At 55.4% G+C, this 18,758-nt stretch carries 13 protein-coding genes; 9 read left to right on the top strand and 4 right to left on the bottom strand.

Annotated elements, in window-relative coordinates:
* Positions 1-173: 173 nt before the first annotated feature.
* The 4 genes from AABZ39_08105 to AABZ39_08090 form a co-directional block, all read right to left on the bottom strand.
* Positions 174-2,543, bottom strand: a complete 2,370-nt coding sequence (locus tag AABZ39_08105) for a kelch repeat-containing protein (GenBank protein ID MEK6794723.1) — start codon at positions 2,541-2,543, stop codon at positions 174-176.
* Positions 2,544-2,545: 2 nt separating this feature from the next.
* Positions 2,546-3,364: a zf-HC2 domain-containing protein gene (locus AABZ39_08100; GenBank protein ID MEK6794722.1), complete on the bottom strand. Its 819-nt coding sequence runs from the start codon at positions 3,362-3,364 to the stop codon at positions 2,546-2,548.
* Positions 3,361-3,867 carry a sigma-70 family RNA polymerase sigma factor gene (locus AABZ39_08095; GenBank protein MEK6794721.1) on the bottom strand — a complete coding sequence of 169 codons (507 nt, stop codon included), beginning with the start codon at positions 3,865-3,867 and terminating at the stop codon, positions 3,361-3,363. The genes AABZ39_08100 and AABZ39_08095 overlap by 4 nt, the downstream gene beginning before the upstream one ends.
* A 100-nt stretch (positions 3,868-3,967) precedes the next feature.
* A complete protein-coding gene (locus AABZ39_08090) occupies positions 3,968-4,597 on the bottom strand; it encodes an HD domain-containing phosphohydrolase (GenBank protein ID MEK6794720.1) in 630 nt (209 codons plus the stop codon).
* Between the two features lie 187 nt (positions 4,598-4,784).
* Between AABZ39_08090 and AABZ39_08085 the strand changes: the two genes are divergently transcribed.
* The 9 genes from AABZ39_08085 to AABZ39_08045 all read left to right on the top strand — a co-directional run bounded on the left by AABZ39_08085 (position 4,785) and on the right by AABZ39_08045 (position 18,684).
* Positions 4,785-7,691 carry a carbohydrate binding domain-containing protein gene (locus tag AABZ39_08085; GenBank protein ID MEK6794719.1) on the top strand — a complete coding sequence of 969 codons (2,907 nt, stop codon included), beginning with the start codon at positions 4,785-4,787 and terminating at the stop codon, positions 7,689-7,691.
* 2 nt (positions 7,692-7,693) lie between these two features.
* Complete coding sequence (locus tag AABZ39_08080; protein MEK6794718.1) at positions 7,694-8,632, top strand: hypothetical protein; 939 nt, start codon at positions 7,694-7,696, stop codon at positions 8,630-8,632.
* Complete coding sequence (locus tag AABZ39_08075; protein MEK6794717.1) at positions 8,629-9,678, top strand: substrate-binding domain-containing protein; 1,050 nt, start codon at positions 8,629-8,631, stop codon at positions 9,676-9,678. The genes AABZ39_08080 and AABZ39_08075 overlap by 4 nt, the downstream gene beginning before the upstream one ends.
* Positions 9,679-10,098: 420 nt before the next feature.
* Positions 10,099-11,304, top strand: a complete 1,206-nt coding sequence (locus AABZ39_08070; GenBank protein MEK6794716.1) for a hypothetical protein — start codon at positions 10,099-10,101, stop codon at positions 11,302-11,304.
* A gap of 47 nt (positions 11,305-11,351) precedes the next feature.
* A complete protein-coding gene (locus tag AABZ39_08065; GenBank protein MEK6794715.1) occupies positions 11,352-13,286 on the top strand; it encodes a glycoside hydrolase family 36 protein in 1,935 nt (644 codons plus the stop codon).
* Positions 13,287-13,310: 24 nt separating this feature from the next.
* Positions 13,311-14,102: an alpha/beta hydrolase gene (locus AABZ39_08060; protein ID MEK6794714.1), complete on the top strand. Its 792-nt coding sequence runs from the start codon at positions 13,311-13,313 to the stop codon at positions 14,100-14,102.
* Between the two features lie 546 nt (positions 14,103-14,648).
* The gene (locus AABZ39_08055) at positions 14,649-15,893 is read left to right on the top strand and encodes a transposase (GenBank protein ID MEK6794713.1); all 1,245 of its coding nucleotides are present in this window, start codon (positions 14,649-14,651) and stop codon (positions 15,891-15,893) included.
* A gap of 468 nt (positions 15,894-16,361) precedes the next feature.
* Positions 16,362-17,171: an AraC family transcriptional regulator gene (locus AABZ39_08050; protein MEK6794712.1), complete on the top strand. Its 810-nt coding sequence runs from the start codon at positions 16,362-16,364 to the stop codon at positions 17,169-17,171.
* A gap of 88 nt (positions 17,172-17,259) precedes the next feature.
* Entirely contained in the window at positions 17,260-18,684 is a 1,425-nt protein-coding gene (locus AABZ39_08045; GenBank protein ID MEK6794711.1) for a polysaccharide pyruvyl transferase family protein, read from the top strand.
* Positions 18,685-18,758: the final 74 nt, after the last annotated feature.

Genomic DNA, 18,758 nt, shown 5'->3' with positions numbered 1-18,758 from the left:
TCTTTATCCGGCAGACAATGAAAAGGCTCGGCAGGACCGGCATTGTCGTCGGTGTGAGCGGCGGTTTTGATTCATACTCTCGCTTATTTCGCTTTCAGCACCGATGCGCGAGGCGCCGTATATCCTGCGGTGATATTCCGCATTGTCCGATCACTGCCGTGTTCAACCGCGTTTTACTTCGACAAAGACCAGACATCATTGAGCGCTTCCTCGTACGAATCGTCGGTGACGCCGCCGATGACCCATATACTTCCATTGAATGCGACGGCTTCATGCAGGAATCTCCCGGTGAACGGAGGCGCCGCTTCCGCGGTCCAGGTAACGCCGTCGACAGACCGCCAGATATCGTTCATGCCGTTCTTCCCGTCGCATCCGCCGATGAGATACACGGCTGTGCCGATGACCACCGTGCGCGCCCCGAAGCGCGGTGAGAACGGCCCCGTCCCTCGCGTCCATTGCTTCCCGTCCCTCGTCTTCCATATATCGTTCATCGCATTTCCATCTTCTCCGATACCACCGGCGATATAGAGCGAATCGCCCAGGACGAACGAGGTGTGTTCATTGCGTGCCGAGAACGGCGCGTTGCTGTTTACGGTCAGCCAATTGCTGCCGCTGTCCGAGCGTATCACATCATTGACGTTCTCGCGGAAGGCGAAACCGCCGATAACCCAGAGCGCATTTTTGAACGGCACAAGCGTGTGCCCTTCGCGAACGGTAAATCCGGTACTGCGCATGAATTGGCTCCAGTTCGTACCGTCGGTCGAACGCCACACATCGTTCATCGAGCCGTTGAAGCCGCCGGAGTTCGCCTGGAAACCGCCGACTATCCAGAGCGCACTATTGAACACCGCTGACGCATGGCGGTTGCGGTCCCAGAAATTCGCTTTCCGGTTCGCGAGCTGCCAATTGGTCCCGTCCGATGTCGACCAGACATCACGGAGCGTTTTCTTCGTCGCAGGCTCGTATCCGCCGAAGAGCCAAATCCTTCCGTTCCATGCAAGTGCGGTGAAGCCGCTTCGTGCCGAGAACGGAGCGTTCTCCCGTGCGGCCGCCCACGCCGGCTGCACCGCGGCGACCGCTGTCGTACTTTCGGCATCGACCGCAAGCCGCTTCAACAGATCGGCGAGCACGGTCGTGCTCTCATCGAGCGACTTCATGCTCACGCGTTCGCTTTTCACGATGCGTGATGTTTCAACATCGATAATACCGGCGCTTACATAGTAGAGATTACCCATCTTCATGAGATTGCCGAAGAACATGTAATCAACGTTCAGTATCTTCCCTATCTGCACGGCGCAGGTATTCTCCGTGCAGCCGCTTTTCACGAATTCCTGCTCCTTGAGTATCATATCCATATTGTTGCGGTCAAGGACATCATAGCGCTTACCGTTCACCAGTTCCGTCCGGAACAGTTCCGTTATCACGTTCGCATCGGCACGTGCGGCATTCCCTTTCGATACAAAATCGAGCACCGCTACACGGTACACTGCCGGTCCGCCCTTCGCCGCAGCCGTGCGCACTCGTATCTGCCTGAACGCATTTCGCCCGAGCGTCGACGCCTTCGCTTTCGACACCTCGGACCTCGCCTCGTACCAGCGGCCGTCCTTTTCCAGGGTAATGACATACTTCCCGTCGGGAACGGCTATTGTCATTGCTTTTCCTTCCTGCTTCGTCATCTCCGCGATGAGCCTGCTGTTCTCACCGCGGACATAGGCATGGCCTGCAACATTATCCGCAAGCGAAATGGACGATGAAAGCTTGCCGAGCGCGGTCATGACCACATCACCGGAGCCTTTGACACGCATGCTGTAGCTTGGATGCTGCACGCCGCCGGTGGTATGCTCGGTCTTTTTGCGTGTTTCCTGCGATGCGAACTGCCGAAGTTCATCAAGCGTCACCCGTCCGTCGGCGACGGTATCCGCTGCCCCGCGAAGTCCCGAAATAAGCGCATGCGTGAAGAACGAACCACCGAGCGTGTCCGACTCCTGCGAATACTCGGTAGAACGAGAGGAGGTGAGAAAGGCATAGCCTTCCATATCGATGGTGCTGTCAAAAAGGAATGGCGGTCGCGCGCTCGATCCTTTGAGCGTCGTAAGCGTACCCGACATGCAGGAATCGAGAATAAGGATGCGCATATCGGCCGCTATCCCTTCGGTGTCCTTTTTGAGGTCCTCATAGCGATAGACCTCGTCACCGAGGAGAAGGCCCGTCTTATCGGAATGCCCCGAATAATAGAATATCATCTCAACACGGAATTTCTCTTTCTTCGCGGCGGCCACTTTTGCCTTGAGCGCAGCTATATCGTTCCTGAGATCGGCGAGTGTGGGATTGGCAAGCACGGTCGTATCACGCTCATCGAATCCGCCGAGCGTGACGAACACCTCGGAAAGCGACTTTGCATCGCTCAATGGATAGATGAGCTCAGGGAGCGTGCCCCCGCGGCTTGCGCCGGCGAATATGCCGAATCGCCGCATACCGCTCTCGGCCTGAGCGAAGCATGCGTACACAATGACGGTCAATGCGAGGGCTTTTTTCATGTTCATGGTTATTGCTTCCTCAGTGTGAACGTTGTAACGGAATAATTACTGAGCACGGACAGTACCGATGCATCGATATCATGCGTGCGGCGAGCCGCTATTTTCGCAGCATTGATGACCGATGCGCTATCCATCGCCCGTGGCGCAACGGCAAGGAAGAACTTTTCATACCGGGGCGCATCATCGAGCTCATTCGCACGGTCAAGGCAGGTCTCTCTGTTCCTGATGAGCTCGGTCGATCCGTCCGCCCTCGACGGATGATGGAGCGTTACACCGCCGCGACCATCGACCGAGAAAAGTACGCCGTGGGAACCATTGTTGGCGATGTAGCATATCTGAAAAATATCGCCTTTCTGCGCGAGCGATCCGTTCGTAAGACGGCTCTGTGAATCACCGTTCTTTCGGTAGATGAATATCGCATTCGTTCCCTTGATGCGTGTCGCGTCCGAGAGCCGCGGCAGCGAGCGATCGCCGATGCGGGACGGGAGCACTGCTATCGCGATGACCGCCGCCGCGACTGCAGCAGCTGCGGTCAGGTACTGCGGCATACGGAGCGTTGCAAGCCGTGTGCGTATCGTATCGAACGGTACACGCGGCTTCTTTTGCTGCAACGGCTCGGCCATAGATGTTCGAAGCTCAGGCAGTATGGACGGGGCCGCATCGGTGCGTGCCGAGGAGATGACGCCGCGAAGCGCATGTATGCCTGCAAGCCTCTTTGAACATTCGGCGCATCCGTTGAGGTGTGCCTCTACGAGCGAACGCTCTTTTACGGCGAGCTCATCCGTTGCGTACCGGTCGAGGAGAAGAGCGGTCTTTCGGCATGTCATACGGCACCTCCCGCGGGGAATATATGCGACAGCGTTTTCGAGAGCATTTCACGGGCGCGATAGAGACGGACGTCGAGCGCTGATACACTGACATGCAGAACTTCCGATATTTCTTTGCTCGACTTGCCCTCCATGTACCGCAGTATCACCGGCGCGCGATACTGTTCCGGCAAAGAGGCTATCGCCGTCTGTACCTCACGGCGCGTCTCCGCCGCCTCGGGACTTTCCGTATCCGCCGCGGACGCGTCGTCCATCTGCTCATGCCGGCGTTTGCGGTTCTTTCTCCAATGATCGCATGATGCGTTTATCGTCATGCGGTAGAACAATGAAGAGTACGCCCCTGATGGCTCGGCATCGCGGTAGCGCCTGAAGAATTTGATGAACACTTCCTGCATAACATCCTTTGCGTCATCGTCATTGCCGAGATAATTCGCCGCTACACGGAACACCATCGGGCCGAATTTTCCGGTCAGCTGTGCGAATACTGCCTCAGTACGGTCCATAGCTCCTCATTCTCTCACATGCTTCGCTTATGATGCGATACGACGATCATACCTTCGTCAGTATACGCATAGCACCCCTCCTGTCAACATCGGTACGCGGTCATGGCGCATCGAAATCGAAAGAAGGCCTGCTCCCGCTGTCGGTATTCGTCGATGCGACGTACTCATGCAGGGCCCCCACGACATCCTCGTCGAACTGTCTGCCGCTCGACCGGTGTATCTGATTAAGCGCTATCTCGGGCTTGAACGCGGGGCGATATGCGCGCTTCTCGGTGAGCGCCTCGTAGGCGTCCGCCACTGCAGCGATGCGCGGCAGGAGCGGAATGCTCGTGCCCCCGATACGGTACGGATATCCTTTTCCATCGATACGTTCGTGATGATATTTCACGATATCGATGACATCGGGGTTCTCGATGTGCCGGGAAACGAAGTAGTGCCCGAAATCCACATGGCGGTGTATCTTCACTTTTTCGTGCAGCGCGAGCGTTCGGGGCGACTGGAATATCGCTTTTGGCACCCAGAGATAGCCGATATCGTGGATAAGGCAGCCATGGAGCAATGACTTGCATTGATTCGCGGCAACGCCCATCGTCTTCCCGATATTGACCGCATAGGTCGCTACGCGCATGGAATGGCGCATGATATCCGTATTATGTGCGCTTATGTGTTTTATCATCGCTTTGATGCTGTTGTCGGATATCGCATCATGCGGGTCTTTCGTCTCGATCATTGGCCGCTCTCCTTGTCTTGTGTCATTTGAACTACATCTATGGAACGCACAGAAGGGAAAAATCTTACAGGGATCGTCCGCGGTTATTTCTGCTTCCTTGACAAACAACGGAGAATCGATTATATTGTACGTACATATAATCAAGTTATACGTATAACTTGATATTTCCCCGATACGAGGTTGTCATATGAAACAGTGCATCACCATCCTGATCTTTGCAGCAGCAACGGTATTTCCGCAGGCGAATATGTTGAAAAACCCCGGTTTTGAAGCACTTGATGGCGGTAAACCGGCCGGCTGGCAGTACACCGAGGCGTCCGGCGAAGAAGCCGCGGTTCTGGCCGACAATGCGCAATTCCGCACCGGAAAGAACGGCGTGCGTATCGCCCATAAGAACACTTCCAGCTATTCACAGATACGGCAGAACATCGAGCTGAAGCCGGATACCGATTATATCGCCAGTGTCTGGGTCAAAGGCGATACCGTAGTGCTTTCGGAAAAAGGCCTCGGCGTTAAGCTCTACCTCGGGCGTAAGGACGGCGGTACTCTGAAGGCATCGGAAACACTGAAGGGCACGTTCGCATGGAAGCGGATATCACTCCCGTTCAACTCCGGATCGCAGACGATGACAACGGTGATATTGTATCTCCACCAGGGATCGGGTACCGTGTGGTTCGATGATGTGGAGGTGCGCGAGGGGAAAGAAGTTCCCGTTGCCACCGCAGCGCCGACGGGAACAAAAGCCCTTTCCGGAGTGAACCTCGCGCTCGAAAAAAAATATACGATGTCGAAAAAACCGAACTATTCGCTGTGCATGGACGCCGACGACGACAAGCAGCTTACCGACGGCGCGTTCACGGAGGGATATTTCTGGACACAGAAGTCGACGGTCGGCTGGGTGAATGCCGGGCGGGTGGAGATCATCGTCGATCTCGGTACCACACAGCCGATACGCGAGCTTGCGGTCAACACTGCGGGCGGCGCGAAAGCGGCATCGGTAAATTTTCCCGACGCGGTATTTTTCGTGAGCGAGGACGGAAAGAATTTCTATCACGCGGGACGCCGGTTCGGAACGCTCATGCCTGATAAGAACGGCGAGTGGTATGCGGCACGGTATCATCTCAACGACTTGAGGACGAAAGGACGCTATATCGCCGTTTCGCTTGTCGCGAACGGCAGCTATATGTTCGCCGATGAGATTGAGGTCATCAAGGGCGATTTCCCTCCTTCGTCGGTAGCGCTTACCGGCACGACGTATACGACCGACATGCTCGGTTCGGCGATATTCGATATGCGCAAATCAGCGCGCGAGAAAGCGGCGCTGCTCGGTGAACTCAGGCCGCTCAAGGAATTCCTTGCAAAGAACGATGCCGCACTCGCCGAAGAGATCGGCGGTATCGAAAAGGAAGCACAGAACGCAGCCGATCGGGGAGCGCTCACGGCGCTTCGCGACAAAGCGGGCATCGTCAATGCAAAGGCGGCGGCGATACGTTTCCCGGGAAAATCGATGGTCGTGCATGCGGGGAGCGGATGGAACGATTTCGGCGCATTCGATCTTCCGCCGGAAGGGGCATCCGATTGCAAGTCACTTTCACTTGTCATGGGCGCCGATGAATATGAGTCGATATCGTTCGCCGTGTTCAATGCCGGTGATAGTGTCCGGAACGTTATGATCAACGCGACCGATCTGGCCGGCACGGGCGCATCGATACCGAAAAAGAACATTGTACTGCGGTTCGCTGAGAACGTTGAATGTAATGACGGGCTCCTCCGCCCCGATGCGCTTCCGCTTGCGGACGGAACTGTGCCGATAGCGCCGGGCAACAATCGTGCGTTCTGGGTGCAGGTGAAGACCGATAATACGCCGGCGGGGGAGTACAGCGGGACACTATCGCTCTCGACCGGGAAGGGCGCGTATACGATAGCCCTTTCGGTGAAAGTGCTCCCTGTCATGCTCCCGCGGCCGATACCGGTCTCGACCTATAACTGGGCATATATCAATTTTGCTCCGGTAGCCGCGGATGTGAAGGCAGCGGTGGCCGATCTAGCCGCGCATTACATCGATACGGCGGTCATTCATCCGGCACAGATGCCGAAATTCACCTTTGATGACGGCGGGAATGTCACGGCGGTCGATTTCTCAAAGCTGGATGACGTGATAAAACTTCATCGCGATGCCGGGATAAAAAAATTCTTTTTCTTCTGCTATTTCGGCGATATCGGGAACGGTATCAATAAACCGCTCGGTGATTTCACTGCCGGAAAGACGTTCAAGCTCGGCTCGGCGGAATGGAAATCGGCAATGAAGTCGCTTACGGCACAGGTGGTCTCGCATTGCGCATCGCTCGGGCTTACCTATGCGGATTATGCGATGTACCCCATCGATGAGCCGAATGACAAGCTCATCAATGCCGGCGGCCGAGAAATATGGGCGATGTTCAAAGAGGCCGATCCGAACCTGCGTATCTTCGTTGATCCGACGCAGGCGACCACGGTGGCGGCGAGCAGATCGATCGCGCCGCTCGTCGACGTCTGGTGCCCGCATCTTGTCGCCGGACGCCTCGATGAGGAACGCATCCGGTTCTTCACCGAAGAAAAGAACGCAGGCAAGCAGTTTTATACCTATAACTGCGAAGGACCGGACAAGACATTCCATCCCCTCGGGCATTACCGTCGTATGCTCTGGCAGTCATGGCAGTATGGCATCACCGGTGCCGGCCATTGGGATTACGCGGATACCGGCTGGACGAAAGGAGAGAACAGCGCATGGACGGATTTTGACGGCGCACGCATCGACTTTTCCATCATTTACGATGCAGCGACCGCACCGGCGCATGTGACGAAAAAAGAGGTTCAGATACCGAGCCGCCGCTGGGAAGCCTGGCGCGACGGCGTGGAAGAATACGCATATCTCTGGCTCCTCAAGGAATCAATAGTCAAAGCTCGCCGAGCGGGAAAAGAAGCGGCTGCCGTTTCCGCGGAAAAGGTGCTCAAGAACACGGTCGATGTCATCATATCGCAGACAAAGGATACCGGCGCGTTCGCATCGGCGCACAGGACCGTGCTTGAGACGATAGCGGCTTTGGGGAAATAGCGTTGCTGAGCATACCAGGACAATGGATCGGCGACCCGTGGTTCTTCATCGATGGCGCGCGCGCGCATTGTTTTTTCCTGACCGCATCGAGCGATAATCCGCCTGCCGCGCGGCATATGAATTGGGATATCGGTCATGCGGTGAGCGGAGATCTGCGGTCATGGACGTATGAAGGCATCGTTCTCAGAGCGGGGCCGGGCGATTGGGACGGTCATCATCTTGCCACCGGGTCGATCATCCGTTATAAAGACCGATTCTGGATGGCCTATACCGGTCATCCGCGCAATGAGGAATCGACGATACAGCGTGTCGGCCTCGCGGTTTCCGACGATCTGCATGTATGGGAAAAGCATGCGGGTAATCCAGTTACCGAAGTTGACGAACGCTACTATGAACGAACCACGAGCGGCCAGCGTCCGTTCATGCATTGGCGCGATCCCGCGATGTTCACAGCAGATGGAGCGGTCTATCACGTTGTGTGCGCGCGAAAACATGACGGCGACACTGCATCACGGGGAAGCGTCGGGGTCGCACGGACGAGTGATATGATCTCCTGGGAAGTACTTCCGCCACTCGAGATCGAGCCGTTCGCGGAGGAGCTTGAATGCCCATCCATCATCATGCTCAGCGGACGATGGTATCTCATATTCTCGACGCATCGACACCTCATTGCGCCGGCATGGCGTTCAAAAATAAGTGAACGCGATCTCCGATCGGGGACATACGCGATGGTGTCGGATTCCCCGTTCGGTCCGTACCGCTTCTGCGGCATGATAGAACGGTCACCATCGCCGGTCTATGCAGGACAGATCGTCGCGTGGAAAGGCGGGATATATCTCATGGGTACGTGCAGCGACAAGAAAGATACGGTATCCGATCCGATACCGGTGGAGGCCGATGAGAACGGCATCCATACGCGCCCGGCGGGAGAGCATCGATGAGAACACCGCATGCGAAAAAGAAGAATGCTGCGCCAGCATACCGTACGATCTTTGAATCCCTTACCTCCCGTGCGGACAGCGGCGATGTGAATGTGAGCGAGACATCGATAATGGAAGAATTCGATGTGAGCCGCGATACAGCGCGCAAGGCGCTCGATCTCCTCGAACGTGAAGGTTTCGCCCGGCGCATACGCGGGCGTGGCACCGTGCTCATGCACAAAAGCGAGGCTTCGGTCATGCGCGTGCAGGTGCTCGTCAATGAGAACTTCTTCCGCTCATCAGCCTCGATCACGCTTAGGCATAAATTCTACGGCATCATGGACGGCGTCATCGGTGCCCCGGGGGCTGCCGAGCGTTCAGTGTCGATAACGCTTGTGCGCAATGAGGATACGCTCTCGCAGAAAGTGAAGAAGATAGTAGCCGAGGGCGGCGGCGTGCTCATATTCTCAAGCTCGGGCATGGAGGATATCATACAAGCGCTCGCCTCCGAGCAGTTCCCGCACATGGTTCATGCGCCTGCCGACACGGACATGAATAGTGTGGCTACCGATGCACGGGCGAGCGTTCATAAAGCAGCGACCATCATGCTTCGTTCGCACAAGCGCATCCTTTTCCTCACCGAGGACAGTGCGTCGGCATGGGCGTGGCCGATGATAGAAGCGCTGCGGACTGCCTGTACTGAAGGAAAAGTCATATTCGATGATACCTCCGTCATAAGCTGCGGGAGCGACGGTACAGTACCCGACCGTGCGCGTGATGCGATCGCGTCGAATGCATACGACGGCGTCATCGTATCGACATCGGAACTTGCACGTGCCGTACAGCCGACCATCATGCACCGGACGCCGAAGGAGATATCGTTCCTCTCCTGCGAGGACCATCCCGACCTTGCGCGCATGACCCCCGCCGTATCCGCTATCCGCGTTCCCTATGCCGATATCGGGCGTTCGCTTGTTACCGAGCTCGCCGCGCAGATACGCTTTGGCTACCGTCCGGGCATGCGCATCATCCTGCCGGAAGAGCTCATTATCCGCGATACGCTGTGAAAGGAGATGCACGCATGAAGCACCTACTATTGGCCGTACTCGCCGCGGGGGTATTGTCGGCGGATAATATCGCGCGCGGGAAGAAGTACACGATGAGCGCGCTCCCGGCAAAGACCTGGGAGAAGAGTCTCAAGGCGATACCCGACTACGATACGATACTCACCGACGGTGAAACGGAAAGCGGCGCATTCTTCTGGGTGTCATCGAAGTGCGCGAATTTCATCGGCGTACAATTCATGGATATTGTTGTCGATCTCGGTTCGATAGAGCCGATCGGCGAGATTGCGGCGAATCACGGGGCGCGCACTGCATCCGGCGTGTTCTACCCGAGCCGTGAGGAATATTTCGTGAGCGATGACGGCGTCGTCTTCTTCAAAGCGGGCGAATACAGCAATGCCATGGATCCCGCGGGGCTTTACAATGCCGATGTTGCGAAGGGAACGTTCAGGCCGCACCGTGCTCAAGGAACGCATTACGAAGACGCTTGCCGAGGCGCATCATATCTATGCGAACTGGGAGCCCTACATGTTCCAGAAGCTCGGCTGTGTCTGCGACCGCTGCCGTGAGGAATACAAAGCGTTCACGAAGAAGAGCGAAAGCGAGATGGTGAACTGGACGGATGCCGTTACGAATAAAGAGAGCGATGAGCATAACCGCTTTTCATCATATCAGTACGCGAACATCATACGCCGCATTCAGTCGCTCACGCGCGAGGCAGGCGATGAGATGAAGCTCGACTACAAGCCGGACTTCGTCATCGCCTATGAACCGAGCTATGTGACACCGGGCCATTCCTGGGCGCGTGCGCATGACCATCAGGCGTTCTACAAGGATATCGAATCAGCGATCGCATGGTCGTATCCGAACACGGTGTATCTCACATCGTTCAGCCGCGCGGGTATCATCGGCAATACGCTCACGCCGCTCATTGCAGACTTCGCGAACATCAACCGCGTGCGACGCGAGTCGGGACATGCCGGGGGGCCTCGGATGCCGCGGACGCTTTTTATGGCGACAGAATATTTCGATGAGCAGGCGGTATTGCCGCGTGATTTCTATATGACGGCGCTCCTGTGTTTCTTTGACGGGTTGGAAGGATACGGGACATGGCAGTATCATTTCATGCAGGATGGACGGTATATCGCACTGAAGGCGAGAGCGAACGGGATCATCAGTGCGCTCGAAGATGCGGTGCTCGACGGACAGAGGACCGATGCCGCGAACGCGGTCATCGTCTCGCCTGTACCGAAGACCATCGGCGGAAAAGAAGTGACGCTGTCGATCACACGTTCGTTCCTGTACAAAGGGAACATGCTTGTTGCCGTTGCGAACGATTATCCGTATCCGATGTATCTCAATTGCATGATACAGGGCATTGCTGCGGGGAAGTATCGTCTCTATGATTCGATAGGGAAACGCGTCTACCAGAAGGATGACGGGAGCGGCTATTCGCCTGCCGAGCTTGCTGCCGGCGTTCTCATCCGCATTGACGGAAAGGAATGGGCGGCGTTCACGATACGTCCATCAGAGATCGGCGAGTTCGAGCCCATGACAAAAAGCATGACAGCGAAACAGCTGCACGATAGCTTGCCGCGATTGAACGCATTGCTTTCCGATATTCAATAATGCCCCGGCACCATTGCATGAACGCAATACTGCGATAGAATGTCGCCATGCCGGAGGTCCTATCGATGCATGCTTTTCATTTTGACCCGAAGAGCGGGTGTTTCACAGCGACTATCGGCGGTCTTCATCTTGCGCGATACTCCATCGCGGTCGCAACAGGAAGCGCTCTTGTCCGCGGCACCGATCTTCGCTGGCGCACGCAGAATAGCGGCGGCACCGCACATCATATCGGCACGGGCAAAGGCATCATCGTCTCGATCGCGGTCGCAGTGCATCATGACGGTGCTAGTGACGGCATAACGCTCAGCGGCGATGTGCAGTTCACCAAGGCGGCCTGCTGTGAACGCATCGATATCCTTCACCCGATCGGACCAGGCGTTATTGCCCCGCGGTCTCTCCTTGTTCACGGTCATGTCATGGGCGGCTGCGAGCTCGTTCGCTTCCCGATGAAGCAGGCAGGCAAGCCCTTCGAGAGCTGGCATTTCACCGCGCTGAAACTGGACGATGGCTTCGCGCTCATGGCTTTTGATCTGAAAGAAGATTTCCCCTCGCTCATTACCGGCACACCGACGGCGAAGGGCGTATCGCGACTGACCGCATCGATGCGTACCGAGGTCGATGTAAAGAAGGGTGATCGCATCGCTCTTACACCGCTTACTATTGTTTCCGGAAAAAGCGGGCATGCGCTCCTCGAACGCTACGGCGAACGCCAGTCTTCCGGAAAAAAGGATTTCTCGAAACGGCCCATCATGTGGAACAGCTGGGATTACTACCGCTGGAGCATCACGGAATCCGAGGTCATGGATAATGTCGATCTCATCGCGAACGATCCGGTGCTGTCAAAACATATCGAATACATCGTCGTCGATGACGGCTGGCAGCACGCCTACGGCGACTGGGAAGTGAACTATAAATTCCCGTCCGGTATGGATGGTCTCGCGCGGAAGATAAAGGAAAAAGGGATGAAGCCGGGGCTGTGGTTCGCGCCATTCATCGTTGAGGAACACAGCATGATAGCAGACTGGCATGCCGACATGCTCGCGACCGGCGATAAGAAATTGCCCGGTCTTCCCTTCCAGTGCATGAAACGCATGGGGTTCATTCTCGATGCCGCCGCGGAGAAGAGCAGGAAATTCCTTTCGGAACTGTTCTCCCGCTACCGCGCCATGGGCTATGAGTATTTCAAGCTCGATTTCCTCCGTCATCTGCAGAACGCGGTACATCACAACGGGGTGAAGGCGGCGAAGGGAAAGCTCATGCGCGATGCGCTCTCGCTCATCAGGGATGCCGCGGGGAAGGATGCGCATATACTCGGCTGCAATTTTCCCTTTGAGATCGGCGACGGCATCGTCAACAGCACGCGCGTGTCGTCCGATGTGGCCCCGCGCTGGCATAATGTCATGAGCAATGTGAAGTCGATGGCCGCACGCTACTGGATGAACCGCGTGCTCTGGTGGAGCGACCCGGATTTCGCTGTCTGCCGCGGCGATGATACGAGCACGGATGCGGACCTGCGCCGCATGAACCCGCTCAACGTGTTCCAGAACATGAAGGACCAGAATATCGAATGGAAGATGATGTGGGAGAATTTCGTAACGTATGATGAAGCATGCGTGCTCATGTCGCTTGCTGTGGTGACCGGCGGCGTCATAGCTCTTTCCGACAAACTTTCTCGGCTTAATGAGCGCGGGCTTGATCTCGTGCGAAGGACCGTTGCCGCTCTGGACCGCGGGCGCGGCGTGCCTATCGATCTTTTCGAGCATGTACACCCCGAGCGCTGGGTACAGATGAACGAGCACGGCAGGAGATATCTTTTCGTCAATTATGCCGATAGACCGAAAAAGTTCGCCATACGGGGAACGGATATCGATACATCGCTGCGCTACCGGGATTTCTGGACCGGCGAAGCACTGCTGTTCCCTGCGAAGGGAACGTCGAAAACGATATCCCGTCACGCATGTCTTTTCATTGAATCTTATTGAAGTTGCATGGAGCGAGGAGCGAACATGTCGACACCGGTGATAGTCCAGGCAAATCCTGCCATCGCAGAACGCGGGAATGTTCATATCTATCTGCCCGAGGGGAAAGGGCCGCATCCCTATGTGCTCGGCATTCATGGCGGCGGGTGGCAGAACGGCGACCAGTCATCGTACGCTTTCCTCTGGCCGCATCTGAAGCAGCGCGGCATTGCGCTTGTGCTCGTAAGCTACCGCCTTGCGCCAGCGCACCGCTTTCCTGCGCCATACGAGGACATGCTCGTATCGCTTGCGTGGCTCCGCAATAATAACGGACAGCACGGGCTTGATAATGAACGGTGTATGATATACGGCTCTTCTGCCGGCGGGCATTTGGCGATGCTGATCGGCGCACGCGCGACCGCTGAGAAACACGCCATGCCGAAGCTCTGCGGTGTCGTCTGCAATTGCGGCATCACCGATATGAACGCGCAGTACGATCACGAAGCGAAACGCAACGGCACCATGGTGACGACGTTCATGGGAACGACGCCGTCCGCCGATGTATCACTCTACCGCGATGCATCGCCGATAGCACATGTGCATGCCGCTATGGCGCCGGTGTGGATGGCTCACGGTTCGGGCGATACCGTGGTGCCGGTCGATCAGTCGCGCGCCATGGCGCAAGTGCTCCGCGCGAAAGGGCATTCGCCGATATATCTTGAGGCGGCGGGTCTGCCGCATACGCTCCGCGAGACGACCAATGACGGGAAGAACATCGAACCGATGGTGCTGCTGTTCGAGCATGATCTCATGCGATTTATTGAGCGTGTACTGCAGTGAGGGGACACTCACCCCTCGGCATTTATTATGTCGTGCAGGTGGGAACATATACGCCGCTCCGAAATAACCCCTAACCCCCAGCCCCTTTCCCCTTCAAAAGGGGAAAGGGGAGGCTGATAAAATACTTGGAGTGAGAAAAAATATTTTGACGGGAATAGGGGTTTAAGAAAAACATATCACGGGGCTCGTGATGCATTTCATACAAAAGCATCAGGCTGATATTCTATTTTTCGTCGCGAAGACAAACACTCACCCCTCGGCTATTATTGCGTTGCGCAGGAGAAGGCGTATATGCCGCTCCCCTCTCTCACAGGGAAGTGAGAGAGGGGAGAACATACCTGTATGCGGAAATGTATCAGGCTGAATTTTAATATTTACTGTGTTCAATACTATATGTGCAGGCGCAAGGGGTATATCGTCAACGCAGACCGGGGAGATCTCCGCTCTATAAGATCATGGAAGCGCATTATGATGCTTTCCGTGAAGAGTATAATGTCGTCTATGGTGAGCAGTATGGCTTTTTCCGCCCGGAGATAGACCGGGGAAATACAGAAGTACCGCAAATACGGTATTCCTAAATATGGATTTGCTCGAATACAATGCCAAGACAATGACTGCGAGCACGAGTATATTCTGCCGTTTTCTTGTAAATCGCGATGTGCGTGCCCTTCTTGCATGCAGAAGCACATGCTGGAAACTGGAGCATTCATAACCGAAACAATAGCGCTTGAAGTTCCACACCGTCATATAGTCTTTACCATTCCGAAGCTTATGCGTAAAAATTTCTATTGGCATAGACCGGCGCTCAATGACCTTTCACGGATGGCTTGGGATTGTATACATGCCTTCATGTGCAACACGCTTCAGCGGGACGGCTCGCGCAAATCGACATCCATGTCTCGCGCTCGCTCACGCGTCCCTGCGTACGGACGTCCGGGCGGAGTGATATCTATAGAAACCGCAGGGGAATATCAGGACCCAAACCCGCATATTCATTTGATCACGACAGACGGCATCTTTACGCCATCCGGTTCATTCTACTTCATGCCTCGATACGGGGATCTTGCTGAGAAATATCTGCGTTCTCTTTGGGAGGTGGCGATCACTAATTACGTGCTTGAAAAGGGATTTGTTACCGAGGAGACGATCGCCAAGGTTTCCGGTTATCGGCATAACGGGTTCTCTGTATACGCTCGGCGGCGTGTTGAATTCAAGAAATCCGATGAACGGAGTGTAGCTGAGTTCGAGCAATTAGCACGATATATTGTAAAGCCGCACTTTTCGCTTGAATCTATGGAGTACGTGCCGCAGACCGGGAAGGTTCTGTATCACGGAACTATGAACAAAGGAAAGCGGCGAAACTTTGAGATATTCGAAGCGAATGATTTTCTTGCTGCAGTAACATCTCATATACCGAAATATAGACAAAGGTATATCAATTATTACGGCGAGTACTCGAGCCGCGCGAGAGCGAAAGAAAAAGAGTATGACGAGATGCCAAGAGAAGGCGCGACGGTAGAGCAGCGAGAGTATAGGAAACGTTGGGCGATGCTGATCCGCAAAGTGTATGAGGTCGATCCCTTAAAATGCCCGAAGTGTGGGAAAGAGATGCAGATCGTTGAATATATCCGTGAAGGATATACGTTCCTGTATAAGCAATGGCTCGTTTCTATAGATGCTTGGCACCTTGAACCGCCGCGCGCTCCGCCGGTAAAACAGGAGGAATTGCCGTTAACATACTGCCCAATCTCGGAAGATGCACACTACGTGGACGAATTTGCCGATGCCTGAGACAAGCGGCATAGGAGAGCTGTTGTCGCAAGAAATAAAATATCGGTGAATTCGCGTGAAATGACAATGAGCGATGGGGGTGGGGCTGGGTTAGAACGGGGTAGGAGATGTGATACCGCTGAACAGGGTTGGATTTGACAGGAGAACGCCGGGTGGTATACTGCATATAAGCGGAGGAGGCGATGGCGGCTAATGAAAACTCCTATTCCTCTCTTAGTGCTGATGTCGACGTAAGCAGGTAAACGACCGGTGCTTTCATCGTGGTATACTGGGCTGTGTAAGCGTGCGCGTGTAAGGCGCTGCCTGGCGGCGTGGCCGCTACGGAGGCGGCGATGGTGGCAAATGAAAACTACTTATCCATTACGGTGAACTGCGTCTCGTATCTCCGGTTCTTACGGCTAAAAACCAGCGGCTGTTTTGATTATTGATGCGCTTGCGGACTATCTTGCATCATCATACAATGGGCAAATGATCGTGAGCGATATCGAGATATTCCGCACCGAAAGCCTGCGCGTCTACTTCACCCGGACGCGTATGAAAGCGCCCGATGGACCTGTTTCGCATGACCTCCATGAGGTCAATTATTATCTCTCCGGTGCTAACCGCTGGGAATTTCCCGATACCGGTGAAACGCTGCATGCGTCGACGAACAGTGTTGTGCTTATCGGACGCGGCGTACGTCACCGCTACGATGATTCCGACGGCGAGCGCTGTTCCATTCTCTTCGATGAGCGCTACATCGAGAACGCAATTGCCGAGGCAGCCGGGGATTTCTCGCTTGTGAAAGTGTTCGACCGACGGCATATCGATCTTGCCGGCGACGTACGACGTCACCGCATCGAAGCGGGGATACGTGCGATACTCAACGAGCCGAAGGATGACGGACGGTCGCTCACGCGTGTACGCATGGCAGTGTTCGATATTCTCATGACGCTTGCCGATGACCCTCCGCAGCATACTGTCGAAGACGAGATAGTCCGTTACATCAAAGAGAACTTTTTCCACCCGGAGCTCTCGCTCCGCGCGCTCGCCGATGAAACAGGCATGCAATACAACGCGCTCAGCAGGGCGATAAAGAGACGCACCGGCAAAACATTCATCGAACATCTTTCGGCATTGCGCATCGAGCGTGCCTGCCGCCTTCTCACGGAGACCGACATCCCGCTCACCGGCGTATCGTTCGACTGCGGCTTCGGCGACCTTTCGAATTTCTACCGTGTATTCAAGCGCCATTGCCGCATCTCACCCGGCGAATACCGCACGGAAAAACACGGCTAAATTCCGCGGCAGCTGAAATTCCGCAAAGAACAGCCGTCAAGTCATACGTATATTCATTTCATAATAAAAGCCCGCACGGAGGACAGCGATGGAACACTTGCTTATCGCGTATTCATGGAGCGTCAATAATATCGGCGATATGGCCATTACCCCGGGGCTCATCTCATCCGTAAAGCGCCTGTACCCGGGCACCCGGATCAGTCTGCTTTCGAACCTCACCGCAGGCTCGGATGATTTTCTGACGGCAAAAGCCTGGTATGCCGGCCATTATCCCGATATTGCCGTGTTCCCGAACCCGTTCGTTCCTCCTGCCGGCACCGATGCACCGTATCTATCGGCCATTGCCGCAAAGACGTGGGGAAAGGACGCCTCCGCGTACGAGCGCGGCGTACTGCCGTTCGAGCGTTCGGATGAGATCACCCATTGGATAATCGATGCCTTTGCGGATGCTGTTGAAGCTGAGCTCGGAACGTATCACGCGGACTTCTATGCATGCCTCGATACGGTCGATGCGGTGATGTACAACTCGGGCACCACGTTCAATTTCGGGCGCGGTGAACCGTTCCCGCCGAAGCCCGGTGAAGACGCTGCCGATAAGCGGAAATTCTGGGATATAACATTGGTCCGATCCATGCCGCTCGTTCTTGCTCGAAAGCACGGCATGCCCTACGCAGTGAACGGGCAATCATTCGAAGCGCTTGATCATCCCTCCGACTGCTTCTTTCGTACGCTGTTCACCGATGCACAGTTCGTCTCCGTGCGTGATCCGGATTCCGTCGATTATCTTTCCGGGAAGGGGATCGGTACCGGTAAACTGCGATTCGGCCCCGACAGCACATTCTTCTATCCAGGTGAAGATACTGCCTGGGCAAAGCGATTCCTTGCCGTACACTCGCTCGCCGATAAGGGGTTCATCTCGCTTATCATCCGTACGAGCGTGCAGGGATATATCACCGTCCAGCGTGAACAGTCGCATCTCTCGCTCCTCCGCGACTTCATCACGCAGTGGGTGACTGCGGCCGATATGCCCGTGCTGCTCTGTCCCGAGGTGCGCATCGAGATAGACGTCATGCGCAATGAGGTCTACGCGAAACTCCCGGAAGCGGTACGTGAACGCTGTGTGTTCATGGACAAGTTCTGGAGCACAGCGCAGGCAAAAGCAGTGTACCGCGCATCGCGCATTGTCGTGAGCATGGAGATGCATTCGGTGATCCTTGCCCTTGCCGCCGGCACGCCGGTACTGCATCCGCAGTTCGCGGAAGCGGGGCGCAAGGCGTCAATGCTCACTGAGCTCGGGCTCGGACGATGGCTCTTCGATATCGACCATACAACGCCCTACGCGCTTTTCCATGCTGCCATGGATATCAGCGGGTCGCTCGATGCGTGTGCGGCAGATATTGAACGCTCCCTTGCCCGACTTGCAGTGCTCGGGGAAGAGAATATACGCGCCCTTGCTGCGTCTGCGGACGAACGAAGGACCGCAGATGCTGCCGTATGTCTATCCGCTGTATAGCAATGTCAGTTCAGTGCATATACAAAACACCTCGGATTGAGTACAATGGAAAGCGATGGTATTGAGAACGATAT

It is taken from the genome of Spirochaetota bacterium, from assembly GCA_038043445.1.
GTDB lineage: Bacteria > Spirochaetota > Brachyspiria > Brachyspirales > JACRPF01 > JBBTBY01.
This window is presented reverse-complemented; position numbering and strand designations above follow the sequence as displayed.